We start from the raw sequence: 26,217 nt of genomic DNA on the forward strand, positions 1-26,217 counted from the left end.
TAGCGATGACCGAATACCACCGTTACCGGATGTGATTCGCGCTCAAGCTTCAGCGCCGCAGGTGGCGGCAGCTACCTGCGGCTAAGCTTATAGATCCTGTCTCTACCAGCACTTTTGGAGTAGTTACATTGTGACAGGGGTTGCCACTAGAGAAAGTAATGCTTCTAGAAGCAACAGACCTAAGCCATGCTCAGCATTTGGGTTGAAGTAAAAGTCGAGCACATTACTGGCAACATTTTCCAGATGAGGATATGACGTAATCTCCATAAATGTTGGAGAGCGCTTCTCATGGAAGGCTATCTGGCGGAAATGAGCTAAGGCTTCTGACAAGCGCTCATAATTCATAGGGGAGGGAAAACTATTCTCTAAAAGTTGCTTAGACACCCGAAACAGAATTTGTATCCAATCGTTCTGCTAGCCAGAGCTTGATGATGGCCTCGCGCTGAATCCCTAGCCGCTGAGCTTCTTTATCCAGAGCCGCTACCATCCACTGCGGAAAGGTAATCTCAATCGCCTGGGGCTCTAGTCCAGGTCGTCTTAAGGTGGAGATGTCAAAGTACTCTAGAACGTCTTCACCGTCATCGAATTTGCGGTCCAGATCTTCAGCTTTCATACAGTGATACCTCATTGTCGCGAGAGCGACGTACAGAAATAATTCGGATGTTCGTACCTCGGTAGGTAATGATTGCAGACCAGTACTTTCCCTTAATCTTACCAATTACTAAGAAGCGCAGTTCTATTGCCGATTTAGCCTGTAGTTCTACTCGATACTGATCGTGCCAAAGCAGCTTCGCTGTCTCAAAATCAATGCCGTGCTTTGTTGAGTTGCGTTGGCTTTTGTTGGGGTCATACTCAAACTGCACTACAAAGCCTGGTTAGAACTACTCTGGAAAATGTTCTCATATCCTGAGATTCTGCTAAAAAAACAGACCCCAGGGTTTTTCAAAAACCCTGGGGTCTTAAACTCTCTACAGTGGGCGGTAGACGCGGTAGTTGATATTTGGGAAAATATTGTCCACCACCTCGATCTTCTCCAGCCAACCCGAGTCGATCTTGCCGCGGTGAATGTCATCCCACAGCTTTTGGAAGCGCATCAGGTGGGTGCGGGTGCGGCGCACGGCGTAGGGCACCATCGTCCCCGTTCGCATGATAAAGGCCCAGTCGGAAGATTGTGCCAGCAGCAGTTCTCGCGCCGCCTGGTTGAGGGCGCGCCATTCTAGCTCGTCGGCGGGTTCGCGCTTGGCCAGGTCGATCATGCGCTCGGCGGCTTTGTGCAGGTGGGGGTAGATCCAGGAGTTAGTTTCGTTCAGCCAGTATTCGTGGAAGCCTTTGTAGCCCCAGCTCGACTGGGATGGGCGACAGACCTGCTGGGTGGGGTTGGCTTGTAGGTAGTCGGCCAGGTGAGTCATCTCGTAGGTGCCCTGGTCAAACCAGCTCTTGCGGAACAGGTAGTCGAGGAACCAGGGCCCTTCGTACCACCAATGGCCAAACAGCTCGGCATCGTAGGGCGACACAATGATCGGCGGGCGCTGCATCAGACCGTGGAGGTGACCGATCTGCTGCTCGCGGTTGTACATAAAGTTGGCGGCGTGCTCCGCCGCTTTTTCGCGCGCCCAGTAGGGGTCGTAGAGCTGCTTGTCGGAGAGGCCAAGGCCCTTGCCGGTAATCTTGTGATATTTGATGCCCACGTTTTTGCGCTGGCCGTTAGGCATGATGTAGGGCTTGATGTATTCATACTCGGCATCCCAGCCCAGGTCACGGTAAAACTCGCGGTACTCGGGGGCACCGGGGTAGCCCACCTGGGACGACCACACCTGCTGCGACGATTCGTGGTCGCGGCCAAAGGCGGCGACCCCGCTCTCGGTAAAGATCGGGGAGTAGCTGCCAAAGCGGGGTCGGGGCCGGGCGTAGAGAATGCCGTGGCCATCGGTTAAAAAGTAGCGCAGGCCCGCGTCGGCCACCAGGCGCTCTAGGCCTTCGTAGTAGGCACACTCAGGCAGCCAAATACCGGCGGGGGGACGACCAAAGGTGTCTTCATAGTGCTCGGCGGCCACCTGAATTTGCGCCCACACGGCCTCGGGGTACATTTTCATCAGCGGCAGATAACCGTGGGTGGCCCCGCAGGTGATGATGTCGAGGTTATTGCTGTCTTGGTATTGCTTGAAGGCGGTGACCAGGTTGCCGCTGTAGTTTTCCCACACGTCGCGCACGTGGTTGAATTCTTTGGCGTAGGTTTCGGCTAGGTATTGCAGATGACCGTTGTGGGCGTTGTGCTCGACTTCTAGCTCGGTGAGCTCTTCGAGCATGGCCAGGTGGGCGTCGAAGCGCTCTTGCAGCAGCGGATCTTGCAGCATGGAGACCAGTGGCGGCGTCATGCTCATGGTGAGCTTGAAATCGATGCCGTCGCGCTTCAGCCCCTCAAACATGGTGAGCAGTGGCACGTAGGTCTCGATGATGGCCTCAAACAGCCATTCTTCCTCCAGCACGAAGTCACTCTCGGGGTGACGCACGTAGGGCAAATGGGCGTGGAGAACGAGCGCGAGATAACCAATAGCCATAGGGTGCCGTTGAGGGAAGTGAACTGGAGCCGAGCCTGCGAAGAGCAAATACCGTTGACACAAATTCTAAAGCAAAAGTTAAACGCTAACGGATCGCAAGTCGCATCCATTGCCAGGCAAGGATCGAAGAATTTGTCGATTTTGGCCGATCGCCCCTGATATGCCACAAAGTTATCTCCCCAGAATGTTCAAAGTGAACGCTCTGGGGAGAGTTAAATCGGGTGCTGTTGCCAGCTGCTGGGGAGGGTGGGAGCAGGGAGCTGTGGGGGCTAGGGAGCAGAGCTACCTGGATGAGCTGGGCGTGCTTCCTCTCTAGGGCACCAACGCCGCTCCCCCACCCCAAGCTCTTCGGCTCCCTAACCTTCAGAAACGGCGTCTAGGCCTACGCTGATTCGACGGTTTCAACGGCGGCTATGTCTGCAGTGGCCATGGGTTCCGGCTCAGGCGGTGCGATCGCAGCAGAGTCGAGGGTCTCAATCTCGGCTATGGCGAGATCCTCTGCGGGGACGGGGTCGACGGTCTCCATGGCTTCCAGTTCGGGAACGTCTGTGGCGGTAGCTGACCCAGCGATGGCCTCGACTTCAGGCACGTCTGCCTCGATGGCCTCGATCTCGGCCTCAATAGCCTCGATTTCAGGCACGTCTGCCTCGATGGCCTCTACCGCAGGGTCTACTGCCGAGTTGGGCACTGAAGTCTGGGGCTGCGATGCCGCGATCGGAGTTGGTTTGGTGGCGACCGCCTTAGTCACCGTGGCAATCTCCCCCGTAAGCATCATCTGGCGAACAATGCCGCCGTCGAGATTGGTTTTGCCCTGAGCTTGGGAGATCTCGATGATTTTTTGCCCCAGGTCTTGACCTGCCTGGTTGACTTCATCAATGGTGCGGTAGGGTTGCTGGGCCAGACGCTGCACGGCCAGGTCTAGCTCCTTGTTGCCGCGTCGGGTATTGGGCTGAATGCCGCCGTCTATAAGCGTGGTTTTGGCCGCGCGCCAGAGAGTCTGTTGAATCTGGCGGATGCCAAGGTCAGATGAGTTGGCCGATGCCATAGCGTGATCCTCTGTTACTGCGGGTTGATGGGGGAGCTCTTGGCCAAGCTACAGCAGAGCCAGAGATTTGCTGTGCTGTTTGGAATACATCGTCACGACAGCTCCATCTAAATGCAGTATTATCGCGATCGCCCGATCCCGCGCATCCTCCCTAGGGGGCAACATCACTATGGGAAAAACATCCAGCTGGACGATGGTGGCCATCCTGGGCGCTATTTTTGCCCTGGGGGGCTGCCAGCGCGAGGTGGCGATGCCTTGGCAGCAGACCACCCTGACACCGGAGACGCTGGATACCCTAGGCTATCCTCCCTTTTTGGTCGATGCCCAAACGGCGGCAGACTATCGGCAGCAGGGGTTGGCCTTTCGCCAGCAGGGCGATATGGAGCGAGCGATCGCCACCCTCAAGATTGCCACCGCCCTCGACCCCCGCCACCCCGAGGGGCAGGTGCTTCTGGGCTGGACCCAGCACCTGGCTGGGTTTGCGGCTCCGGCGATCGCGGCTTTGCAAACGGCTCTGAACGTCAGCCCCGACCATGTGCCTGCCCTCAACGCCCTGGGCATTGTCTACCTGGTGGATGGCCAGCTCGAAGCGGCAGTAGAGACCCACACCAAAGCCATTACCCTCCAGCCCGATAATGAAATCGCCCACTACAACCTCAGCCTCGCCTACCAGCGGTTGGGGCAGACTGAGCAGGCGATCGCCGAGGCCGCCACCGCTACCGACCTGGAGCCCGGGAATCCGCACCCTTGGGTGGCGCTGGCGCTGGCCTATTGGACGGCGGACGATCAAGCCCAGGCTACGGCCAACTATCGTCAGGCGCTGAGTCTCGATGGCCGCTACAGCAGCCGTGCGTACCTTGACCACCTGGAGCAGGCTGGGTTTAGCCCAGACCAGATCGAGACGACAGAGGCCATTCGTCAGGCGGCGGGGAAGTAACAACGATACTGGAGTTTAGACCGATGGGGTCAGCGATCGCTCAAACGCTTGCAGGGCTGCGCTGGTGCCAATGTCGTTGGCCCATTCTACTGCTGAGAAAGGCCTGGTGTCTCACTGCAGATGGGAGTACCCTGGGCAAGGCTGTGCAAAGCTGCTACCTATCAATCCTGGTGACTGGTCATGCCCCCTGCAACGTTGCCTCAACTCTCGGCCCAAAACGTGCTTGATGCCCGCGCCCGCCTGGGCGAAGGCCCCCTGTGGGATAGCGCCAAACAGGTGCTCTATTGGGTGGATATCTACAATCACCGGGTGCATGTGTTTGAGCCCAGCAGCGGCGACGACTGCCACTGGGACGTGGGCGATGTGGTGAGTACCCTGGCGTTGATGGCGGGTGACAAACTCTTGATGGCCCTGGGTCACCGCATTGCCTACCTCGATTTGACCTCTGGGGCCGTCGAAACCCTCTACACTTTTGATTTTGCTGTCCCTGGTGCTCGCTTCAATGACGGCAAGTGTGACCCCCAGGGGCGCTTTTGGGTGGGTACGATTAGCCCCGTGCCGGGGGCAGCGGCCCTCTTCCGCTACGATCCCGACGGCTCGATGCGGGTGATGGAAACCGGGCTGACGATTTCCAACGGGCTGGGCTGGAGCCCCGATGGCGGCACCTTTTATCTGATCGATTCGCCCCAGCGCAAGATCTACGCCTATGGTTTTGATGGCAAGACTGGAGACATTGGCGATCGCCGCGTCGCCGTCGATCTGGGCGATGAACCCGTCGAACCCGACGGGTTGGCGATCGACACCAACGGCAACCTCTGGACCGCCCTGTGGGATGGCTGGGCCGTGGCCTGCTTTAGCCCCACGGGTGAGGTTTTAGGGCGGGTCGAGCTGCCCGTACAGCTTCCCACCTGTCCGACCTTTGGCGGTTCTGACCTGTCTACGCTCTACGTCACCACGGCTTCTGTGGGGCTGAGCCAACAGCAGATCCAGCAGGGGTTTTATGCCGGGGATTTGTTTGCGATCGCCACCCCTATCGCCGGTCTAGCCACCAACCCCTTCGGCAGCTAGGACAACGTTTTGCTAGGACAACGTTTTGCAGTATTGCAACATGTCCTGCCTCCTGAGCCCTGTCTTCTGAGCCCTGACCCCCTGAGCATTTGGCTGCTGCAGACCTAACGCGCCTTGAACTAGTTCACTACCTCCGGTAGCCCCAGCTCTGCTCGAACCTCGCCTAAGGGCCGCTCCCACATGGCTTCAAACTGGGTGCCCAGCAAAAACTTGGCCTGCTGCCCCAGCGCCATCCCCCGGTGACGACTGGCGACGATGGCTGACCTTTGCCCCGGGGCCAGCAGAGGGTACAGTGCAGCCGCCAGCCAAAGCCCTAGGCGCTGGGAGCGGCTGTAGTTTTGGGCCACCGCAAAGGCCAGCACCCCAATTTCTCCGGCGTAGCTGGTGTCGAAACCCAGCAGCACATGAAAAATATCGTGGGTGATGGCGTAGCGGAGGGCAAACACGTTGCGCTGGGCTACGTCGTCTAGCTGGGGGCTGATGGTAAACGGGCTGAGGTGATTGGCCCGCATATGGTGGGCGTACTCATAGCCAAAGGTACCGGGGGGCAACTGGCCAAGCGCGTCTAAGTCAATCGGCGGATAGTAGCCGACGACGGGTTCTAGCTGGGCCATGACCTCGGGGCTGGCCTTGCCCCCCAGCGCATCGGCCTTGAGCAGGGCAAAGTCGCCCAGGCTGGTGACATCTTGACGACGAAGTTGACGAATGGCCTGCATCAACTGCTGGGGTTTGAGCATGGTTCCGGATGGTGAAAAAGATGTTGAAGCCGGTGTGCCGGAATAGAAAATTTGAGGATTTTTGCCTGAATTTGACCCAAAACGGTTGCAACGGTGGAATAAATTGCTTCAGCAAAACCTTAAACTACGCTTAAACCAAGTCCTTATTGAGCTGCAAGATAATGGGCATGGGGAATATGCTTCTCATCACTATGATCAATTTTAGCCAACAAAAATCGCCCTATTTTCCTCGCCAGGTAGGGGTAGCTACCCTTGAGTTTGAGGATTGGGCATCCGAAGTTCGTCAGCAGATGATGAGCTGTCTAGAAAAGAAGCGGAGATGTGAAAACGATAATCTTGAATCTGGCTCAGCTATGGCTAATAGGCGTTAGCTTGAGAAATCTGGCTGTTTGAGGGGCTGGCCGTGGACTCTGCAAGCCCTATGGATTCACTCAGTTAACCTAATAAGCCCACAGGTCAGGGAGGTATATTCCCCCTGGGCGATATCTTGGTTACTTTTCTCCCCAAAATTTAGCATTTAGCGCGAGCCTGCAGGAATTTTCACTAAGAATATTCCATCTAAAAAATATCCCGATTAGGGCTGCGAACTCGGCCCGGTGGGCCAGTCGCGGTGAAACTCCGGATAGGTATTTGATTGGAACAGTCTAAGTGTGATACGAAATCCGTTTTGGTAAACCCCGATTCATAATCAGGAACCCCGTAGGGGCGTAGCATGCTACGCCCCTACAAACCGGGGATATTCAGTCAGGATTTGGTATGAGTCCGATTATTGATTGGCACAAACAAGGCTATCCTAAGGTCGATCAGCCTTGTACTAGCTAGAGCAGCTGGGCTAATTCAAATGCAGGATTGGTTAGCGATAGCGTAACCTATGGGGGCGTTGGGTTTCGTTCCTCAACCGCAACCTACACGGTCTTATACTTGACTGGGTCTTCCTACTTAGAGCAGCTGTATCAGGAGCTGAAAATCAGTAAGCAAGGACTTGGCATGGGCAAAATTTAGTGTGCGAGGCTTAAATCTCCTCAGGAATTTAAGCCTCGGCAAGATTAGCCACTAATCTAGGGGCGCATAGAAGGTGCCTTCCACCTCAAAAATGTCATCCTGATTCAGCCGATCCACTTCAACGATGGTACGGGGTGGATAGGGGCCATCTCCCCAAAGCTCGGCCTGGATCTGGTTGGCAATGGGGCGATAGCGGTACATGTCAGTGACGTAAACAACGATGCGTACCGCGTCCCTGAGGCTGGCCCCTTCCGACGCGGCAATCAACTGCATGTTGAGAAAGGCCTGCCTCACTCTGCCTTCCTCATCAGGCACCAGGCTATTGGTGGCGGGGTCGATACCGCGCATACCGGCGACAAAGACAAAATCCCCGGCACGGGTGCCCAAATTCCAGGTTCCTGTCGGTGAAATCGCCCCTTCTGGGGCCAGGGTTCTAACCCCATTGGGCGACAGCGGAAAATCTTCCTGGGCATTAGCGGTGGCAGCGGTTGCCAACAGCCCAACGACAGACAAAACGGCCAAAAAGCCACGGTTCATGGTTATAAACTCCATCACACTGCCCGGAGTATAGGGATCATGTTTACCGTGACGGGTAGTTGGTGTTACCAAAGCCAGGTCGTGCTGCTCTCACCAGGGGTAGTTTTCGCCGCAATGGAAAGCAGGCATGGCTAGCTGAGGGCGGGTGGGATCTCTTCGCCCTTGTAGTCTCGGGTCGGTACCGGAAACCCGCAGGAGGTGCCGTCGGTGTGCACCACCTGATCTTCCCAGGGCAGGCGATAGGTCTCTTTCACCAGGTCTTTCATGTAGGTGTAGGGGCAGTCTTGGGCACCGCCTTTGACTGCCACATAGGCGCGATGGCCAAACTGGTAGATGTTGTTTTCTACGCCCCAGTGAATGCGGGCCTCGCGCACCAGGTCAGGGCGCACCTCGGCGGTGATGATCTCGTCGGGGCGGTGGCTGCCCATCACCAGGGGGGTGCCGTCAAAGTTGACGATCATGCCCTCGCCCATGGAGTCAAAGCTGCCGTCGCTGCCGCACATGCACACCGAGGCCGTCACCATCAAGTTACAGAAGGCGTTGGCCTGGTTGGTGATCTGCCAGGAGTGGCGAATGGGGGCAGTGTAGCCTGCGGTGCGAATCATGATCTCGGCCCCTTTGTAGGCGCACTCGCGGGCCATTTCGGGGAACATGCCGTCGTGGCAGATGATCAGCGCGATTTTGCTGCCGTTGGGGCCGTCACAGACGGGAATGCCGATATTCCCAGGTTCCCAGGGCTCGACCGGCACCCAGGGGTGCAGCTTGCGGTAGTAGAGCTTGAGTTCCCCAGTGTTGTCGATGATGAGGCCGCTGTTGTAGGGGTAGCCCTCGGGGTTGTACTCCATAATCGAGAAGCAGCCCCAGATGTCGTTGTCGATGCAGGCCTGGCGAAAGGCGGCGACCTCGGGGCCATCCAGGCGGCACATGATCGCGGGGTTGGTATCCATCGACAGCCCGTGCAGCGAATACTCGGGGAACACCACCAGATCCATGGCGGGCATATTGCGGCGGGCCTTGGCGACCATGGCGCAGATGCGCTGGGTCTGGGCAGCCAGGTCGTCGGGGGTGACGACGTTGGGCAGTTGGAGCTGCACCATGCCCAGCACCACGCCGTTGGGAGATTTATTCAGGCCACCTAGTCCACTCATGGTTTTCTCTCTGGATGCTTGTTCTGTGAAATATTAACCTGACTCTAAAGTCGATTAGCACTATAGGTCTATGGGGATGAGGGGATAGTGCTTGATATTATTTAAGATCGACCTCTGCTGCGACTAGTTCACCAAAGGGTGCGGCCACGAGCAATGGGGGCGATCGCACAGCATGATGCTGCCCTGGAAACCCGTAATATTGGTACTAACAGCGATCGCATTCCCCCCAGCCTGTTGAGGCTAGATCCATGTTCCTCATTGCAATCAGACTGCTTCACACGGCGGTGGTCGTGGTGATGGTTACCGCCATTCTGTTTTTGCTGTACTGCGGCTGGGCCAACGATCTATCTCGTTGGACGGCGATCGCCTTCGCCACGGTCTCTGTAGAAGTGGTGATTTATGTCGGCAACGGCTGGCGCTGCCCCCTACGCACCCTGGCCGAAACCCTGACCCCAGCAGGGCAAACGGTGCAGGATATTTATCTGCCCTCCTGGCTGGCAGCCCGCATAGTCGGCGTTTCGACCCCGTTGCTGGGGATCGCCTGTGTGTTGTTGTTAGCCCGACTGCTGCTCAACGGCGGTCCAGATTGACCCCGTTTAGCTACCCCCCGCTAGTTTTCGCCTGCTAGGGTTAACACCCGCTGCCGAATGTCATCAGAGAGCCACATGCCAGCATCATTTAATCGCGATACCAACGGTTGGATAGATTCGGTTAAGCCCTGTGACTTAGCCTCTAGCAAAATCTTGAGTGTCCCCCAGACCGTTAATCCAGCCAGCTGAGCCGTGCGTCGAGCTAATGTATCATCGAGCAGCACAATTTTTTTAGGGTGCTCTGCAGCCAAGGCCATCGCTGCAAGCTCTCCTGAACCTAGATCTAGACGTTGCCAATCAATTGGGATGCTGCCAGGTTCTGTCACTCGCAGCCAAGGATAGTTGCTAGGAATGGGCACATCGTAGCCCTTGTCTTGACCTGCCTGTAGTTCGATCTCTACGGCGCTGGGAATCCAAACCTCACCAAAAACTTGCGGTAGCCAGTTCACTACGTCTATGCGATAGAGGTACAACAACGGCGATGTATTAGAAATGCCGTCAAGCAAGGCTTTCCTCTAGATCTTGCAGCTCAGATTCCAGAGGAAAAACTCTATATTCTTTGAGGCTGAGTAAAAACTCAACTCGCGACATATCCGCTAACTCAGCGGCTTTACCAGAGGAGAGCCGACCCAACTCATACAACTTGACAGCAGCCATGGTACGCAGTTCACGGGCAAACATCGCTTCGTCCATGCCTTCGGCCAAAAAAACGGTTTCAGGAATATCGATTACGATCTGTCGAACTACCATGTTGATGATCCCTACAGGTTCACGATCGCCGATTCATGCCTGTTGATCTTAGCTCAAGGCAACTGACTGCCTATCCACCACTGCCAGCCCCAGAATGCGGTCATGCCGCCTGCGATCGTAAGCAGCAGGTTTTTGCGCCAGAGGGCCAGGGCTACGCAGGCGATCGCCCCCACCAGCCGCGCGTTTTGCCACCCCAGCCACAGTTCGCCCTCGGGCAGCACCACTGCGGGCACCACGATCGCCGTCAGCACTACCGGCGGCACATAACCCAGCGCCCGCACCAGGGTTGGCGATAGTCGAAGGTGCCCGCTAAAGGCCAGCAGCGTGTAGCGAATTGAGAAGGTTACCAGGGCCATTAGGGCTACCAGAAGCCAGTCGTTCATAGAAAATTTTGGATTTGCGATTTTGGATTTTGGAAAAACGTAGCGGGGGGCGCACCAGCAATCTTGGTCAAAATTCAGCTTGGGCGACCCACGCTACCGGAGATATTGGTTTCAAGCCAGTACCCGGCGGCCACCCCGGCGATCGCGGCCACCATCAGCCCCAGCTTATGGGGTAAGCCATTCGCCAGCACGGCGACCAGTCCGGCGACGGCGATCGCCCCCACCATCGGCCGGGTCGTGGCGTAGGGCACGACCATGCCAATGAAGGTCGCCACCATGGCAAAATCTAGCCCCCAGGCCGCCGCGTTGGGAATCAGCTGCCCTACCGTCAGCCCCAGCAGGGTACAAAAAACCCAGTTGAGGTACATGGCCCCTCCGGCCCCCAGGTAGTACCAGTGCTTGTGGGGGCTGGGATCGGGCTGCTGGTAGCGACGAATGACCACGGCAAACACCTCGTCAACCAGAAAAAAACCGATCGCCGCCTTCCACCGTGGAGAGGCCCCCTGTACGTAGGGCAGCAGGCTAGCGGAGTAGAGCAGGTGCCGCAGATTCACCACCACCGTCGTTAGCACTACCAGCGGCAGCGCACTGCCCGCCGCCAGCAGTCCCAGGGCAATAAACTGCGCCGACCCCGCAAAGACAAACGCCGACATACCCAAAGCGGCCCCAAAAGAAAGACCGCTGCCCTGGGCCAGGGTGCCGAAGATAATACCAAAGGGAATCGCCCCCACAATCAGCGGAAAAATGTCCCGGGCCCCGGATAACGCCTCTTGCCGGGGCAACTTGACGATGAACTCGGTTGAGCTAGACAAAAGAAATCTCCCCAAACCAGGATGACTCTCTCTATTTTGAGTTAGAAGAAAGAAGAGGTATCACGGCTTTTGGTTATGGCAGACGCTCCCCAATCGATTTGTATTCTCGGCGGCGGCTTTGGCGGCCTCTACACGGCCCTGCGCCTCAGCAATCTTCCCTGGGAAGGCACGCCGCCCACCATTACTCTGGTCGATTGCAGCGATCGCTTTCTGTTCTTGCCGCTGCTCTACGAGCTGGTCACCGATGAGCTGCAAACCTGGGAAATTGCGCCCCCCTACGCCGAGCTGCTGGCCGGTACACCAGTGCAGTTTCGCCAGGGGGCGGTGGCAGGCATCGATCTCGACCAGCATCGGGTCAGCCTCAGCGACGGCACCCTGCTTACCTACGATCGCCTCGTGTTGGCCCTGGGCGGCACCACGCCAATGGATATGGCCCCCGGCGTGGCTGAGCACGCCCTGGCCTTTCGCACCCTGGATGACGCCTATCAACTTAAAGAACGCCTGCGCCTGCGGTCAGCGTCTGATGCCGACAAAATTCGCGTAGCGGTGGTGGGCGGCGGCTACAGTGGCGTCGAACTGGCCTGCAAGGTAGCCGAACATCTGGGCGATCGCGGTCGGGTGCGCCTAATCGAGCGCACCGACACCATTCTGCGCACCTCGCCAGAGTACAACCGCGAAGTGGCCCAAAAGGCGCTCTCTGACCTGGGCGTGTGGGTCGATCTTGAAACGGCTGTGGATAGCGTTACCGCCGACACCATCAGCCTGACCTATCGTGAGCAGACCGACATTTTGCCCGTTGAGCTAGTGCTGTGGACGGTGGGTACCAAGGTCAATGAGGTCGTGGCAAATCTGCCGCTAAAGCACAACGATCGCCAGCAGATCGTCGTGCAGCCCACCCTGGAGTCGGTCGATCGCCCCGGCGTCTATGCCCTGGGCGATGTAGCCGACTGCCGCGATGCCGAGGGCCAGCAGGTGCCCGCTACGGCCCAGGTAGCCCTCCAGCAGGCCGACTTTGTCGGGTGGAATATCTGGGCCAGTTTGAGCGTTGGCGAAGCCTCTGGCGCGAAGCATCGTCCCCAGATGCCCTTTCGCTATCAACATCTAGGCGAAATGATGACCCTGGGCACCAGTCGCGCCACTCTCACAGGTCTAGGGGTACAGCTCGACGGCGAACTGGCCCACATGGCTCGCCGCCTGATCTACCTCTATCGCTTGCCCACCTTCGATCACCAGGTGCGGGTCGGCATCAACTGGATGACCAAGCCCCTGCGGGATCTACTCTCGGCGTAGGCCAACGCACTTCTATTCCATGGTGCGATCGCCCCGAGAGGGTTGAGAATGACTTTCTGGGTTGCACAGCCAAAAGAAACGGGATCGGTTGCACTGCACCGATCCCGCTGTTGTTGGGTTAGAGCTGATTTAACACGAGAGGCCTGGGTCTAGAAGCTGTAGCCTAGACCGACCGTGCCATTGACCTGGCTGTTGCCGTAGATCGACCAGTTGACGGCGCCATTGGCCACAACGCGATCGGTAATGCGGTAGTCGACGCCGCCGGTAACCAGAGGCCCAACTGCGCCAGCGCCCTCGGTCGATACCGACAGCCCGCCGCCCACGTAGGGCATGAGGCGACCGTTGGGGGTGATGGGGTTAAAGTCGTAGGTGACGGGCAGCAAAAAGACGGTTTCACCCGTGTTGCTGAAGTTGAGGTCGCTGATGACACCGGGGCGTACCGACACGTGGTCAGCTACGGTAACTTTGCCGTTAACCGACAGGCCAAAGTCGCCGGTACCCAGGTCGCCAATGCCGACCCCCGCGCCGACGTAGTTGTAGTCGGTGGGAGCTGCTTGGGCGTTAGCGGTCATGGGTAGGACTGCCATGGAAGCAGCAGCAAGACCTAATGCGATCGCGGCGATAGAACGGGTTTTCATGGTCATTCTCCAAATGCAAACTGTGTGTTGTTGACGGTGTAGCGTTAAAGAGCCATCCCAAAACGGTCAAACGCTTTGAGGCAATGCCTGCGGTCGGGATGGGTAGCGTTGGAGCAATGGGGTTGCTGTCGCTATGACTCTGTTGTAGCGCTGGGGACTAGGCGCTATTTCACCAAGCCATGACACTTTGCGTAGTGGGTGATACAGGATGTCTGAGCCCAAAAAAACGACTCGATGCCCAAACCGTTGAAAGATCAGGGTTTTAGGGGCCAAGCCTGAGGTTTAGACGCGATCGCACTATCCTCTCAGAGCCACAAAACTACCCCCTAAACTGCGGCAGGTGCTCAACTGGCACAGTCAACTGGCATAGTCTGGGCAGGGTTAGAGGGGCTCACGTCAACTCGTCCCGGCAGACCCAGGTGCCGCTGGTGAGTGATGCGGGGAGCTAGCCCTGGGCTTTAATGGCGGCGTCGATCTGGTCAAAGACTTCTTCGAATAGCTGCAGCGGGGCCCCACCGGGGATCAGCAGGTCGTTCATGACGAAGGAGGGAGTGCCCTGGAGCTGAAGCTGCTGGGCTAGCTCTAGATCTTGCTGAATGGCGGCTTCGGCCTCGTCGCTGGCGCGATCGCGATTGAACCGCTCTAGATCGAGGAACATAGCCTCAGCCAGCTCCAGGTAGAGGTCTTCGCCCAGGCGGTCTTGATTCACAAACAGGCCGTCGTGGTAGAGCCAAAACTCCCCCTGCTGACCCGCTGCCCAGGCGGCCTTGGCCGACGGCAGGGCCTCAGGGTGGATGCGTGTGAGCGGAAAATGCTTGTAGACGTAGAGAATGTCGGCCTCATGGTCGCCCACAAACTCTTTCATATAGCCCGCTGCTACAGCGCAATAGGGGCACTGAAAATCAGAAAACTTAAACAGCACGATGGGGGCATTGGGGTTGCCCTTAGTGGCCGACGTGCCAATCAGGCTCGCCCGGCTCATAGACCCAATCACATCGGTCACAATTGCCTGGTGGGCTGCGGGGCTGCTGGGAGCCGCCGCCTGGTTGCGCTGAGATAGCAGGAGTAATAGCAACGGGATGAGGGCACCTACCCCCAGGGCTCCAATTAAGCCCCACAACACCAGCTTTGAGTTCTGTAGTCGTTCCCAGATCCGATGCATGCTTAGCTCCAGTGCCAGTGCCACCCTCCATCATGCCGTTTTAAGGATCGCCTCGCCAGTATCTGCCTCGCCAATATTCACGGCTACCGTGCGATCGCAACCCCAGGGGCCCACGCAGTACATCATCACAGGCATGACCCTCTAATTCGATGAGCTGGCTATTAAAAAAATCTCCCGCAGACGACGTTTTGCCCGCGAGGCTCGCTGGCGCAGAGTCGTTTCGGCGACTAGTGGCTGGCCTTCGGCCACCAGTCGCTGGCTAATTTGCCGCCACGACCAGTCGCAAACATTGTGCAGATACAGTAGACAGGCGCCTTCGGGGTCTTCCTCGTTCAGCCTTGCCAGGGCTTGATAGAGCAGATCTAACTCTTCGAGAATGACCTGTTGCTGCATGAGGTTGAGGCGGTTGTCGGCCAGTACTGCCTCAATCACCTGGGGGTCGGTGGCGCTACTACGCTGTTTGCGTTTGCGCTCATAGATGACATGAAAGGCCGTAGATTTTAGCCAGGCGTAGGGGCTGCGAATCACTTCCCCGGTCTGAAGCTTCTTTTTACCGCGCAGGTAGGCTTCATGGAGAATTTCGTAGGCTTCGATCTGGTCGTCTAAGTGGTACTGCCTGAGGGTTCTCTGAATGGCGCTCAAAATAGGGGTGGCACGGGGGTTGTCTTGGCCCAAAATTTCGCTCAACACTTGATCAAACACATCTTGGGCTGGAGCATCGGTAGGTAGGTGAGACTCTTGAAAACCACTGGTGTCGTCAGATTGGGTCATATTCCCTTTGGCGTTAGGTGCGGCATCACTTAAAGATTAAGTGATATAAGTGGCCCCAATGTGACAAATAAAATTACGGAAACTTGTGTCAAAAAAGAAATATTGTTTACCCTTGTCACAAATCTGGGGCCCAGATCACTAATACACTAGCGCCACAATCACCAGGCTCTAGCGCGCCGATCACCAGACTCCCCTGGGCCACGATGGGTATGGGGAATCTGGTGATCGGCGATCGCTGGGTAGCCGTGTGGGGGTGACTCACCTTAACCGTGCGCTAGGTTGAGGTTCTGGAACCAGAGTGAGTCTAACCAGGTCAGTGAGGCCAACGCTGTGGTGGTCTAGGAGCGCCCCGCAGTGGCATCGCGGCGGGTTTTAGTAACGAGCAACGACTTGAGTAGTTTCTATTTTGCTTTCCCCATGGAGGCACGCGAGGAGTAATGAACACAGAACATGTAACGGCATTTGGCCATGACCGACTCACGCCCCCTAGCCCCGATACAGCCAGTACCCCCCTCTGTGATTGGCTGACGGGTAGTGACGAGTCTCCTTTAGATGGGCTGATGCAATCATTACGCCAGCATCGCACCGTACTCGTCGATTACTGCACGTTGGCTCTACAGCCCACTCTCTCCGTCGATGACGAAGACCGCCTCAGCAATATTTTGACCCAGGCCGTAGACAACCCTCTGCTCAGCTTTTGGCTGGATGAGGCCGATTGCTGGGTAGACGAACAGCTAGGTGTGCTGTCGGATGAGGCGCTCAAGCAACAGCAGAGCAAGCTCAAACGTCTGATTGGTCAAACTTGGGTCGATACTCTCTGGAACGATTTGCAGCATCGGACTAAAGCGCTTCAGTCTTATCTCAAACGATTGGGGGTTTATAGCGGTGCCATTGATGGCATTATGGGCCCCAGCACGCAGCACGCGATAGAATCCCTAAAGACGGCCCGCCCTGACGATTGGCCTTTGGGGTATCTATAGGGAACAGTTAATGATGGTGCAGCAGCTGAGACAGGCGCTTGTTTTGCCCAAGATTTTAACGGTGCTGATAGCTATTGTGGCTGTGCTGACGCTGGGTGGATATGGCGCGATCGCCGCGTCAGCTCCTGCCGAAACGGTCACCGTGCATCTGGGCACTGCGGCGGGTGACCTCCGCTTCGAGCCCAGTCAGATGCAGTTTACGGTAGGCCAGCGCTACAAACTGGTGCTCGATAACCCCAGCCCCGAGAAACATTACTTTACAGCCAAAGACTTTGCCGATGCCCTCTGGACTCAAAAGGTGCAGGCTGGGGCCGTTGAGGTCAAGGGCGCTATCCATGAGCTAGAGCTCAAGCCGGGGGGCCTGGCTGAATGGGTCTTTGTGCCCGAGCGACCGGGTCTCTACGAGTTGCACTGTGCGATCGCCGGTCATGCAGAGGCCGGCATGGTAGGCCAACTCAGGGTCGCGGCCGCAGACAGCGTTTAAGCTCGGCGGGTTGTCAAAGCTCTCCCGGGTAGTCATGATTTAACTAACCACCCTTAATGTTTTGAGTAAGGACAGGGCATTGGGGTTCTAGGTGTAGTACTTGGGGCATCATCAGAAAGGTAAAACATAGTCTGACTGGCCGCAGCTAACCGTCCTGGAACGCAAGGTGGGCCATCGGCTTTTCTCACATTTTCTGTAGAGATGACCTCTCAAACTCCCTCAACGATCACCGCCCTCGGGGGCCGTTCACGCCGGGGCAGCATTCAGGCCGCCCTCGATCAGGTGGTTTCCCAAGAGGCTCACCGCAATGAGCTGCAACTCTCCTATGTGAGAGCTGGCGTGTTGCTCATTTCCCTGGCGCTGGATACCGCTGTCTTTTTCTTCCCCCAGATTTTGGTAGGCAAAGACCAGGTGCCGCCGACGGTGCTGATCATTAGCCTGTGTGCCAACGTATTTGCTCTAGGCTTAGTGGCAATCTTGCATCGCGGGCTATCGATGGAGGCCCTACACCGCTGGCAGGTGGTGATTCCCATCTTCGATAATCTCTTGCTCTGGGCTTTTATCACCAATATTTGGCAAGTTTTGGGCCTAACCCAGCCGCTGATTCTGACCAATGTAGTAGCCTTTTGCAGCCTGGTAGCGGTGTCGGGAGGGTTGCGTCTCAGCCGCAGCGCCGCCAGGCTGACGACTGTGTTAGCCCTAGCTAACTTTGGCTATGCCGCCGTGTTGTTTAGGCTCAACGTGGCCTTAACTCTTTTTGCGGCTATTACAGTGTTTGGCACGGGCTATTTAGGCATACGTATGGCTGTGATTGTGCGACGGCAGGTCAAAAACGAGTCGGGGCGCGTGCTGATGGCTCAGTTTTTACCCAAAACTGTGGTCGAAGCCGCCTTTGAATCACCCTTAGAACTGCTGCAGCAATCGCAAAAAACCGATGTGACGGTGGTCGTCACGGATCTCCGAGACTTCACCCTGTTTGCCGAATCCTTAGAACCGCAAGCCGCGTTCGATTTCCTCAACCGCTATCAGGGGTTACTGGCTACCCTGGTGGAGCGCCACGGGGGCTGGGTCGATAAGTTTATGGGCGATGGCATGCTGGCGGTATTTGGGGCTCCCGACCCGCTCGAAAACCATGCCCACAGTGCGCTCACGGCGGCTACGGCGATGCTGCGTGAGGTCAAAACCATCTCCCCGTTGGCCATGGGGGTGGGTGTACACTCAGGCCCAGTGGTCACAGGTTGTTTGGGCACCACCGGGCGACTAGAATTCACCGTGATTGGCGACACCGTCAACGTAGCGGCTCGCCTAGAGGCGCTGACTAAAACCCTAGGCCACGCCCTGTTGCTGAGCGAGGCCACCCGCCAGCGGCTTGGCCCCTGGCCCTTGCAATCAGTCGGGCCGCACGACATTCGGGGCCGCACCCAAGGGATGGAGCTATTTACGACGCTTTAAAGCTCTGGGCTTAACCGGTTCCCCCCCGCGACTCGGTGGCCAATTCGTTAGAATCAACCCGGTCACTACAGGGGTAACCCATGGCAAAGCCAATTCTGATTACCGGAGCATCTAGCGGCATTGGCTACGCATTGGCCAGGGTCTGTGCGGCCCACCGCCACGACCTAGTGCTGGTGGCCCGGCGTGAAGACCGTCTGCTGGGGCTCAAGGCCGAACTAGAGGCGACCCACGGGGTGCAGGTGCTGACCTATCGGGGTGATCTCACCGATGCGGATACTCGCCAGCAATTCTTTGATTGGACTCAAGGTCAAGGCATCGTTCCCTATGCCCTGGTGAACAATGCTGGTTTTGGCGATTTAACCCCCTTTGCTGAATCCAGCTGGGATAAGCAGAATGCCATGCTTCAGCTCAACATTGTGGCCCTGACCCACCTGACCCGCCTGTATCTACCGGCCATGATTGCCCAAGGCCAGGGGCGCATTCTCAACGTGGCCTCTACGGCAGCATTTTTGCCGGGGGCCTATATGGCGGTGTACTACGCTAGCAAAGCCTTTGTGCTGTCGTTTACCGAGGCGATCGCCACTGAGCTAGAGGGTACGGGTGTAACTGCCACTACCCTTTGCCCTGGCCCCACCCAGTCGGAGTTTGCGGAGCGGGCCGAGATTAAAGACGCCAAGTTATTTGAGACTGCTGGCAATCTGCCCACCTCGGCTGATGTGGCGATCTACGGCTATGCCGCCATGGAAAAAGGTGAGCGCACGGCGGTGCACGGCACGGTCAACCAGATGCTGTCGCTGGCAACTCGGCTGCTGCCGCGCAAAAAACTGGCGGCGATCACCCGAGATATACAAAAGCCAGCCTAGAGCATCGGTACAGTATGGCTAAAAACCTGGTTTCTTTGTCACTACCCTAACGACATGACTGGCATTCTGGCCGAGAAACCGGGTTTCTGTACCGGCGTTCTAGGCATTGCCAGTCATGGATCTCTTGCTACAGCAGCGCTTGTTGGATCATCTAGAACAGATTGTGGGCGATCGCAATCCCTACTTCGCTTCCGCCCGGCACTTCTTTGTGCAGCAGTATATCCAGCAGGAGTTTGCTCGCTGGGGAGTTGTCGAAGCACATATCTTTGAGTACCAGGGGCGGCAGCATACCAACTGGATGCTCAACCTGCCGGGGCAGGATCCCCAGCGGCCTCCTATGCTGGTCGGGGCCCACTACGACTCAGTCCTCGGGTCGCCGGGGGCCGATGACAATGCCACTGGGGTGGCGGTACTGCTGGAATTGGCCCGTGCCTTTGCCCACCAGCCAGGCCTTTCGCCTGTGCGCCTGGTCGCCTTTGATTTGGAAGAATCTGGTCTGGTGGGCAGTCGTCGCTACGCTGAGGAGCTACACCAAAACGGGGATGCCCTAGGGCTGATGATCTCCCTCGAAATGCTGGGCTACTGCTGCCAACAGTCTCACTCCCAGCGCTACCCCCCCGGCCTGAAATACCTCTATCCCAATCAAGGCAACTATATTGCCCAGATTGGCCCATGGCAGAGTATTCCCACCATGGCGAGACTGTGGTGGAGCTTTCGGTTCGCGGGGTTGCGGAGCAAATGGTTGCCGGTGGTTAACCAGGGGCGTAGGCTGCCTGATACCCGCCGTAGTGACCATGTTCCCTTTTGGGATCTGGGCTACCCCGCCATTTTGTTAACGGATACTGCCGACCTGCGCAACCCTCATTACCACCAGCCCACTGACACGATAGAGACCCTGGATTTGACGTTTCTCACCCGCGTCTGCGAGGGGCTAATTGACGGCTTGCGCCGTCTGTAGCTGTTGATAGTCGAACCCGGCTTTGATAATCAGCGCTGGATCTACCCAAGAGCCGTCATACTTGAGGCCCCAATGCAGGTGTGGGCCGGTGGTGCGGCCGGTCATGCCCACTCGGCCAATGCGCTGACCGGAAGTGACCGGTTGACCCTGGCGAAGTTCGATGCCGCCAGCGCGGTCTACCAGTACTCGACCGCCTTCCTTTTCGATCACCAGATAACCCTGCATATGGCAGTAAATGTGCGTCCAGCGGCCTGACTGAATAATGGCGGAGGTGCCACAGGCGGTGTCGTCTGAAACCCGAATGACGGTGCCTTCCCACCAACTGCGCACATAGCTGCCCATGGGGGCGGCCAGGTCTAGCCCGTAGTGGAAGCGGGTACCTCCCATGGGGTGCTGCCGATAGCCAAAGGGAGAGGTGTAGCGAGCAAAATTCTCGAGGGGAAAGGAGGCCCCTTGCCAGGGGTTGGGCGGTGCCGCCGCTGCCTGCTGCTCCTCGGCTACAACCTGCGATTTGGTGTGAATTAACTCTGCCATGATGCCAACCCCGACGCTCAGCGCAATAATCCAGCCCAGGGCCTGTGCCCTGTCACGGTGACCATTCATAGTCAAAACTTGAATAATTAGCAGCGACCAAGGGCGATCGCACTACTTAATATAGTTCAAATGTACTAATCTGACAACAGATCGGCAGGGAAAAAGTGGCTGGTTATTCGGAGGCGATCGCCCTAGTCTGGCCCAGCTTCAAGGGCCAGAGGTGCGGTCGTGGGCGGTTCTAGAATCTCGACAAGGCCGCTCTCGCCGTTGAGTCGCACCCATTGGCCCGTGTGCAGGCGCCGGGTGGCATCGGTGATATCCATCACGGCAGGAATGCCATATTCGCGGGCGACAATGGCCCCGTGGGAGAGGCGACCCCCCACCTCAGCAATCAGGCCCTGGGCCCGGGCTAGCAGAGGTGCCCAGCCGGCATCGGTATAGGGCACAACCAAAATAAACGGGCCGTCCCCGGTGGGGATTGACTCTAGCTGCGTGACGACCCGCACTGGGCCAGTGACTAGGCCAGCGCTGGCCCCAATGCCCTTGAGCTGTTGCTGGACAGTAGCGCTGGACACGAGGGGGGTATCGCGGCTGGGCGGCTCGTTGCCAAAGACCAGGTAGGGCAAGCTGGATAGGGTTTTGTCTTGCTCGTATTGGGTGGTGCGATCGCCTATCCGTTGCCGAATGACTGCCCAGGGAAGGGCATTTTCTGCCTTTACCAGAGCCTGGATCTCTTCCAGGGTGAGGAAGAAAATATCGTCGACAGCCTCCAGGTGCCCCTGCTGTTGCCATTGGCTGGCGAGGGCCAAGATGCTCCAGCGCAGCTCGGCTAAGAGCTGGTTATACAGCGTATTCACCTGGCCTTTGAGATCGAGGCGTTGCTGCACCAGCGCGACTTTACCTCCTTGAGAGGTGGCCGCTGGGGGTTTGGGCCTCGGGGGTTGCTGCACAAACTGAGCCAGTAACTCGCGCACGGGGGTAGGGTTTTCGCGCCAGGTAGCGACCGCAATATCGGTGCCCACCGGGCTGAGATAGCCGTAGTTAGCGATGAACTGATCGATCTGGTGGAGCAGATTTTCGCCATCGGTGCTTTCGGCTAGGGTCGTCATCAGACTGCTCCCGTGGCCGATGCGATCGAGTTCGGCAGTGGAGAGCACCTGGCGAATGTCCTGGGCGATCGCACGCAGGTCATCGAGGGCCGCAATTTCGGCACTGCGGGATGGGTCTAGGTCAGTTTCCGGTACGCCTAGCAGGGCACGGCGGAGGGCAAAGCTGAGCGGCCCTAAAATGTTGTAGTAAGTCACCTGCCGCAGCAGGTCGAGGATGGTCTCTACCCGCTCAATTAACTCGCTCGGGCTGAGGTGGTCTCTTGGGCTAGCGGCTAATGTCTCTAGGGCCGGGCTGTAGACCGCGCCATTGGCTTGCCTAAACTGCTGCTCCAGCACAATTTCACACCGTAGCAGCCGCAGCAGACCCGGCAGATTGCGCAGGGTCGAACCCAGGGGTGGGCGATTAAATTTGGCCCCACGGGTCAAAAACTCTAGACTCTCGGCGGGTAAACCCATGCGCCGAAAAATATCTCCCAGTAGGGTGGCATTAAAGTAGGCGTGGGCATGGTGCAGGGTAGCAGTAGCTTCAAAGTCTAGCCCCTCGGCGCGATCGCCCAGCACGATCGTAAAAATCTCACCCCATACGCCGCAGGTTAGGGGACGGTTGATCGACCAGGTCAGCGGGCGAATGGTGCCGGGGATCACCTCCGCCGCAATTTTGCGTGTCCACAGCGGTTGCAGCGTCGTAATCGGACGGCTCTGGAGCAGCCAAAGGGTTTCGCCATCAAAGCTCCATTCAATATCCTGGGGCACCCCCTGAAAGCGACTCTCCAGGTGACGGGCGAGGTAGGCCACCTGTTGAAGCAGCCGCGAGGGGGTTTGGCCACTGCCGTCTACGGTCAGGGTTAAGGCCTCGGATAGCTGCCAGTCGGCCTCGGCAATATCTGCCATGGGCGGCACATCGTCGGGCTGCACTAGCACCCGGTACTGCTCGGGGGTGACCTGCCCACCGACCACCTGCTCAGCGCCACCGGGCAGCGCTTCAATGACTACGGCATCGCCGCAGCGGGTAATCGGGTCACGGCTAAAGGCCACCCCCGAAAACTGCCCCTGTACCTGCTGCTGCACAATCACCGCCAGACCGCGCTCGGGCAGGCCCAAACTCTGCCGATAGGCCAAGGCCCGTTGCGAGTTGTAGGACGAGAAAACCCGTAGAATAGCCTCGGCCAGGCTGTCGCCATCGGTGACATTCAAGATCGATCGATAGATTCCCGCCGCTGAAGCGGTGCCGGTGTCTTCGTCCTGGGCAGAGGAGCGGACGGCCAAGGGCTGTTGGGAGGAGGGGGCTGCGATCGCCAGCAGCGCCGCCGGATCATCCCCAGCCGGTAGCACATAGCCTCGCGGCACTGGATAGCCCCAGGCGGAGAGCTGGCCCAACATCGCGGCCTTGTGGCCAAATTTGGTCGCATCCAGAGGCTGGTCGAGGGCTACCAGGCCGCGATCGCCACGAAAAAAACGAAACATGGTGCGAGACTCCAAGCGTCCTTTGTCGTCTGGTAAGTCGAGATCGTCAGGCAGTTTTTGATAGATCCAGGCTATCAGCAGGCTCAGACAGGCCATCGCTGCTACCAGGGCCCCATCGGCATGGCGCAGGGCGGTGATCAGGGGCAGTAGCACCAGCGCCAAGAGCCGACCCTGGCGGCGTTCGCGAAAAATCGTAAACCCTAACCCGCTGAGTAAGAAGGTCAGTAGGGCTGTGCCCCAGTCGAAGGCTACAATGCCCCAGACCACATTGGTGGTGCCCGCGCCCTGGGCAAACCAATAGCGGCCCATCACCAAGAAAATCAAAGCAATGATCTGCCAAACGGGATCCGCCGGGAAATAGTATTGGGCCAAGAGCACGATACCAATGCCCTTGGCCGCCTCCAGCATTACAGCCGCAATGCCCGCTATCTTGCCGCCGTGGTAAAACGCTGCCGATACCCCCACATTGCCGGTGCCCACCCGCTGAAGCTGCTGACCCGACAGCAGTCGAGTAGCCCACCCTGTGAGGGGTAGACCACCGACCACCGGAGCCAGTACAAAAATTAGAAGGGCACCCCAGACCTGCGTGAGGGTCATAGCGTTGGAGAATAACGGCTACGCCAAGCCTACCAGGGCTGCGCCAGACATCAATGCCCCCTGGGCATCATTCTTCAGCTTGCTTAAGGCTGTTTTAAGCCTCTCTCACAGGGCTCTCAGATTGTCATGGCACGCTAGTACTCGGTATCGTCTTCCCGATGGAGCGATGGCCATAGGTCTAAAATGCTATCTGAGTAGAGGTTTATCATGCGAATTCACTATTTAGGTGCCGTTGCGATCGCCTCCTTGCTAACCCTGGGTGCCGTTGCCTGTGGCACAACTACGGTGGAAAGTCCTGACAATGTCAGCCAAGAGGCGGTTGACCCCTGCGCTGCGGCTGACCCCTGCGCTGCGGCTGACCCCTGCGCCGCCGCCGATCCCTGCGCTGGGGTGTCTACGGCTGAGCAAGCTGCCGTCTACAGCTTCAACGGGTTGGCGATTCGCGGAGCCGATCCGGTGGCCTATTTCACCGAGGGGCAGGCTGTAAAAGGCGTTGCCGACTATGAAACCAGCTGGAATGGAGCGACTTGGCGCTTTAGCAGTGCCGAAAACCTGGCGGCCTTCACGGCTGATCCCGACGCCTATGCGCCTCAATACGGCGGGTATTGCGCCTGGGCGGTCAAGGGCGGCTACCTAGCCTCCGTGGACCCCGAAGCTTGGAAAATCGTAGACGGCAAGCTTTACCTCAATTACAACGCCAATGTGCAGGAAAGATGGCAGGCTGACGTGGCCGGCAATATTGTCAAAGGCGATCAAAATTGGCCAGCTGCCCTGAGCAGCGGTGAGGTGAACGAGAGCGGCAAAGCCTGGTAAGGCCCTCTCCCGATCGCGGCTCTAATCAGCCACTGAAATAATCAACCCAGGCCATGGCTGAGGGAGCTACCCCCAGCCTGGCCCAGGCTGGGGAACAACGATCTAGCGAAAGGCACGATTAGCCCATGGGGCCAGCCAAAATGACTTTGGCCAGGGCATTGATCACGGCTTCAGGCGGTTCTTGCTTTAGATCGTCATACCACTGCTGGGTGGCCTCGGGCCTGTGGCCGTAAATAGTGCTAGTGCGCTTGCGGGCCTTTAACGCTAGCTCAGCGGTGCGGTCTTTGCGAGCGGCTTCGTAGCGTCTGAGGGCATCGACCACGCCGATATTGGTGGTGGTCAGGTAGCGGGTGAGCACCTCGGCATCTTCGATCGCCTGACAGCCGCCCTGGCCCAGGGTGGGGGTGGTGGCGTGGGCCGAGTCACCGAGCAGGGCAACCCGTCCTTTGACTAGGTGCGCTAGGGGGTCAATGTCGCCAATCTCGAGGCGGTTCGTCTGTTCGGCATCGATGGCTTCAATCAGCCGCTGTACCGGAGTCGGCCAACCCTGGAAGATCTTGGCCAGCTCATCTTGGCGGTGGGTTGGGGCAACCTCGGTACCCTCTACCATGGGTGCGCCAAAGAAGAAATAGAACCGATCCCCCCCTACCGGCATCATTGAGGCCCGTTTGCTGTCTCCGACGTAGAGCACCCACAGGTTTTTTTTGCATAGTTCGGGGTCTGCCTTCACGAGACCATTCCAGTTGACGTAGTGGGCGTAGCGGCGATCGACACAATGGCCCACCACGTCAGCCCGCACCGCTGAATGAATGCCATCGGCGCCAATCACTAGATCACCGCTGACCCGTTCACCCTGCTCAAAAATGGCAGTGGCACTGTGTTCGTCTTGTTCGACCCCGGTACAGAGCATGCCCAAGTGCACATTTTCTGGGCCAAAGGTATCGAGCAACATGGCCTGAAGATCAGTGCGAGCCACCGGGTAAGGGCGTTGGCCCACGCGCTCAAATAAAGGCTTCAAATCGATATAGCTGAGGGGTTCATCGGTGTGGCTGCGATATTCCATCGCGTTCATTTCGCCGCCAATGGCCGCTAATTTCTCACCTAACCCCAGTTTATTGAGTACTTTGACGCCATTTGACCACAGCGAAATACCGGCTCCAGCCGGACGCAGCTCATGGGCACGGTCGTAGATACTGACCTGGTATCCGGCCTGCTGCATGGCGATGCCTGTCGTTAAGCCGCCAATACCAGCGCCGATAATGACCACCTTGAGGTTGTACATTGAATTCTCCTAATGGCTGTTATGGGTGGTTTGGTCTGCCCCTCTTAACCTATGCCTGGGGGGGCAGCCGACGGCCAAGCCATATTCTTTCACTATAAAGAATATGGCTTGGTGCGGGGATTTGGGAGCGTTGGTTTACTCTGCCCGGCTAGGAGCGTCAATTGCAACGAGCAATTTGACCCTTAATGCGGTCGAATCTTCTAATAACCGTAACTTTGTTTACAGACTATTGATTTAGTTGGCTGCGAAATGG

At 57.6% G+C, this 26,217-nt stretch carries 28 protein-coding genes; 10 read left to right on the forward strand and 18 right to left on the reverse strand.

What is annotated here, in order from left to right; all coding sequences use genetic code 11:
- Nucleotides 1-123 precede the first annotated feature (123 nt).
- From IQ254_RS04670 to IQ254_RS04690, 5 genes are all read right to left on the reverse strand, one after another.
- The gene (locus tag IQ254_RS04670) at nt 124-345 is read right to left on the reverse strand and encodes a hypothetical protein (RefSeq protein ID WP_193964949.1); all 222 of its coding nucleotides are present in this window, start codon (nt 343-345) and stop codon (nt 124-126) included.
- 31 nt (nt 346-376) lie between these two features.
- On the reverse strand, nt 377-613 hold the full coding sequence (locus tag IQ254_RS04675) for a CopG family transcriptional regulator (RefSeq protein WP_193964951.1): 237 nt from the start codon (nt 611-613) through the stop codon (nt 377-379).
- Nucleotides 603-863 (reverse strand): BrnT family toxin, encoded by a 261-nt coding sequence (locus IQ254_RS33455; RefSeq protein WP_193964953.1) that lies wholly within the window; start codon nt 861-863, stop codon nt 603-605. The genes IQ254_RS04675 and IQ254_RS33455 overlap by 11 nt, the downstream gene beginning before the upstream one ends.
- A gap of 105 nt (nt 864-968) precedes the next feature.
- Nucleotides 969-2,558: a glycoside hydrolase family 57 protein gene (locus IQ254_RS04685; RefSeq protein WP_193964955.1), complete on the reverse strand. Its 1,590-nt coding sequence runs from the start codon at nt 2,556-2,558 to the stop codon at nt 969-971.
- 382 nt (nt 2,559-2,940) lie between these two features.
- Complete coding sequence (locus IQ254_RS04690) at nt 2,941-3,603, reverse strand: hypothetical protein (RefSeq protein WP_193964957.1); 663 nt, start codon at nt 3,601-3,603, stop codon at nt 2,941-2,943.
- A gap of 169 nt (nt 3,604-3,772) precedes the next feature.
- Here IQ254_RS04690 and IQ254_RS04695 point away from each other — a divergent pair, with 169 nt between their 5' ends.
- Together IQ254_RS04695 and IQ254_RS04700 are read left to right on the forward strand one after the other, a co-directional pair.
- Nucleotides 3,773-4,540 carry a tetratricopeptide repeat protein gene (locus tag IQ254_RS04695; RefSeq protein ID WP_228040169.1) on the forward strand — a complete coding sequence of 256 codons (768 nt, stop codon included), beginning with the start codon at nt 3,773-3,775 and terminating at the stop codon, nt 4,538-4,540.
- Between the two features lie 180 nt (nt 4,541-4,720).
- Nucleotides 4,721-5,608 carry an SMP-30/gluconolactonase/LRE family protein gene (locus IQ254_RS04700; RefSeq protein WP_193964959.1) on the forward strand — a complete coding sequence of 296 codons (888 nt, stop codon included), beginning with the start codon at nt 4,721-4,723 and terminating at the stop codon, nt 5,606-5,608.
- A 119-nt stretch (nt 5,609-5,727) separates the two neighbouring features.
- On the opposite strand, the gene IQ254_RS04705 is transcribed toward IQ254_RS04700, so the two are convergent.
- The 3 genes from IQ254_RS04705 to IQ254_RS04715 all read right to left on the reverse strand — a co-directional run bounded on the left by IQ254_RS04705 (nt 5,728) and on the right by IQ254_RS04715 (nt 9,032).
- A complete protein-coding gene (locus IQ254_RS04705) occupies nt 5,728-6,345 on the reverse strand; it encodes a Coq4 family protein (protein WP_193964961.1) in 618 nt (205 codons plus the stop codon).
- 1,053 nt (nt 6,346-7,398) lie between these two features.
- A complete protein-coding gene (locus tag IQ254_RS04710; RefSeq protein ID WP_193964963.1) occupies nt 7,399-7,884 on the reverse strand; it encodes a RidA family protein in 486 nt (161 codons plus the stop codon).
- Between the two features lie 131 nt (nt 7,885-8,015).
- Complete coding sequence (locus tag IQ254_RS04715; RefSeq protein WP_193964965.1) at nt 8,016-9,032, reverse strand: formamidase; 1,017 nt, start codon at nt 9,030-9,032, stop codon at nt 8,016-8,018.
- A gap of 248 nt (nt 9,033-9,280) precedes the next feature.
- Between IQ254_RS04715 and IQ254_RS04720 the strand changes: the two genes are divergently transcribed.
- The gene (locus IQ254_RS04720; RefSeq protein WP_193964967.1) at nt 9,281-9,622 is read left to right on the forward strand and encodes a hypothetical protein; all 342 of its coding nucleotides are present in this window, start codon (nt 9,281-9,283) and stop codon (nt 9,620-9,622) included.
- Nucleotides 9,623-9,642: 20 nt separating this feature from the next.
- Here IQ254_RS04720 and IQ254_RS31355 read toward each other — a convergent pair whose 3' ends face one another.
- The 4 genes from IQ254_RS31355 to IQ254_RS04740 all read right to left on the reverse strand — a co-directional run bounded on the left by IQ254_RS31355 (nt 9,643) and on the right by IQ254_RS04740 (nt 11,567).
- Nucleotides 9,643-9,879 (reverse strand): DUF3368 domain-containing protein, encoded by a 237-nt coding sequence (locus IQ254_RS31355; RefSeq protein ID WP_228040171.1) that lies wholly within the window; start codon nt 9,877-9,879, stop codon nt 9,643-9,645.
- Nucleotides 9,880-10,120: 241 nt separating this feature from the next.
- Entirely contained in the window at nt 10,121-10,372 is a 252-nt protein-coding gene (locus tag IQ254_RS04730; RefSeq protein ID WP_193964971.1) for a UPF0175 family protein, read from the reverse strand.
- A 53-nt stretch (nt 10,373-10,425) separates the two neighbouring features.
- Complete coding sequence (locus IQ254_RS04735; RefSeq protein ID WP_193964972.1) at nt 10,426-10,755, reverse strand: AzlD domain-containing protein; 330 nt, start codon at nt 10,753-10,755, stop codon at nt 10,426-10,428.
- 74 nt (nt 10,756-10,829) lie between these two features.
- Entirely contained in the window at nt 10,830-11,567 is a 738-nt protein-coding gene (locus IQ254_RS04740; protein WP_228040173.1) for an AzlC family ABC transporter permease, read from the reverse strand.
- Nucleotides 11,568-11,642: 75 nt separating this feature from the next.
- On the opposite strand from IQ254_RS04740, the gene IQ254_RS04745 reads away from it, so the two are divergent.
- On the forward strand, nt 11,643-12,857 hold the full coding sequence (locus tag IQ254_RS04745; RefSeq protein ID WP_193964974.1) for an NAD(P)/FAD-dependent oxidoreductase: 1,215 nt from the start codon (nt 11,643-11,645) through the stop codon (nt 12,855-12,857).
- Between the two features lie 149 nt (nt 12,858-13,006).
- On the opposite strand, the gene IQ254_RS04750 is transcribed toward IQ254_RS04745, so the two are convergent.
- The 3 genes from IQ254_RS04750 to IQ254_RS04760 all read right to left on the reverse strand — a co-directional run bounded on the left by IQ254_RS04750 (nt 13,007) and on the right by IQ254_RS04760 (nt 15,428).
- Nucleotides 13,007-13,495 (reverse strand): hypothetical protein, encoded by a 489-nt coding sequence (locus IQ254_RS04750; protein ID WP_228040174.1) that lies wholly within the window; start codon nt 13,493-13,495, stop codon nt 13,007-13,009.
- 445 nt (nt 13,496-13,940) lie between these two features.
- Nucleotides 13,941-14,657: a thioredoxin domain-containing protein gene (locus IQ254_RS04755; RefSeq protein WP_193964978.1), complete on the reverse strand. Its 717-nt coding sequence runs from the start codon at nt 14,655-14,657 to the stop codon at nt 13,941-13,943.
- A gap of 141 nt (nt 14,658-14,798) precedes the next feature.
- A complete protein-coding gene (locus IQ254_RS04760) occupies nt 14,799-15,428 on the reverse strand; it encodes an RNA polymerase sigma factor (RefSeq protein WP_193964980.1) in 630 nt (209 codons plus the stop codon).
- A 437-nt stretch (nt 15,429-15,865) separates the two neighbouring features.
- Between IQ254_RS04760 and IQ254_RS04765 the strand changes: the two genes are divergently transcribed.
- The 5 genes from IQ254_RS04765 to IQ254_RS04785 all read left to right on the forward strand — a co-directional run bounded on the left by IQ254_RS04765 (nt 15,866) and on the right by IQ254_RS04785 (nt 20,165).
- The gene (locus IQ254_RS04765) at nt 15,866-16,408 is read left to right on the forward strand and encodes a peptidoglycan-binding protein (protein ID WP_228040176.1); all 543 of its coding nucleotides are present in this window, start codon (nt 15,866-15,868) and stop codon (nt 16,406-16,408) included.
- A gap of 13 nt (nt 16,409-16,421) precedes the next feature.
- The gene (locus IQ254_RS04770; protein WP_278000300.1) at nt 16,422-16,892 is read left to right on the forward strand and encodes a multicopper oxidase domain-containing protein; all 471 of its coding nucleotides are present in this window, start codon (nt 16,422-16,424) and stop codon (nt 16,890-16,892) included.
- A 201-nt stretch (nt 16,893-17,093) separates the two neighbouring features.
- The gene (locus IQ254_RS04775) at nt 17,094-18,344 is read left to right on the forward strand and encodes an adenylate/guanylate cyclase domain-containing protein (RefSeq protein WP_193964991.1); all 1,251 of its coding nucleotides are present in this window, start codon (nt 17,094-17,096) and stop codon (nt 18,342-18,344) included.
- Between the two features lie 80 nt (nt 18,345-18,424).
- Nucleotides 18,425-19,207: an SDR family oxidoreductase gene (locus IQ254_RS04780; protein WP_193964992.1), complete on the forward strand. Its 783-nt coding sequence runs from the start codon at nt 18,425-18,427 to the stop codon at nt 19,205-19,207.
- A gap of 115 nt (nt 19,208-19,322) precedes the next feature.
- Nucleotides 19,323-20,165, forward strand: coding sequence for a M28 family peptidase (locus IQ254_RS04785; RefSeq protein ID WP_193964994.1), 843 nt, complete (start codon nt 19,323-19,325; stop codon nt 20,163-20,165).
- Here the strand turns inward: IQ254_RS04785 and IQ254_RS04790 are convergent.
- Together IQ254_RS04790 and IQ254_RS04795 are read right to left on the reverse strand one after the other, a co-directional pair.
- The gene (locus IQ254_RS04790; RefSeq protein WP_193964996.1) at nt 20,139-20,768 is read right to left on the reverse strand and encodes a M23 family metallopeptidase; all 630 of its coding nucleotides are present in this window, start codon (nt 20,766-20,768) and stop codon (nt 20,139-20,141) included. The genes IQ254_RS04785 and IQ254_RS04790 overlap by 27 nt on opposite strands.
- A gap of 122 nt (nt 20,769-20,890) precedes the next feature.
- Entirely contained in the window at nt 20,891-23,869 is a 2,979-nt protein-coding gene (locus IQ254_RS04795; RefSeq protein WP_193964998.1) for a glycerol-3-phosphate acyltransferase, read from the reverse strand.
- Nucleotides 23,870-24,076: 207 nt separating this feature from the next.
- Between IQ254_RS04795 and IQ254_RS04800 the strand changes: the two genes are divergently transcribed.
- The gene (locus tag IQ254_RS04800) at nt 24,077-24,682 is read left to right on the forward strand and encodes a YHS domain-containing (seleno)protein (RefSeq protein WP_193965000.1); all 606 of its coding nucleotides are present in this window, start codon (nt 24,077-24,079) and stop codon (nt 24,680-24,682) included.
- Between the two features lie 118 nt (nt 24,683-24,800).
- On the opposite strand, the gene hpxO is transcribed toward IQ254_RS04800, so the two are convergent.
- Nucleotides 24,801-25,964 carry an FAD-dependent urate hydroxylase HpxO gene (hpxO, locus tag IQ254_RS04805; protein WP_193965009.1) on the reverse strand — a complete coding sequence of 388 codons (1,164 nt, stop codon included), beginning with the start codon at nt 25,962-25,964 and terminating at the stop codon, nt 24,801-24,803.
- Nucleotides 25,965-26,217: the final 253 nt, after the last annotated feature.

It is taken from the genome of Nodosilinea sp. LEGE 07088 (assembly GCF_015207395.1).
Taxonomy (GTDB): Bacteria; Cyanobacteriota; Cyanobacteriia; order Phormidesmidales; family Phormidesmidaceae; genus Nodosilinea.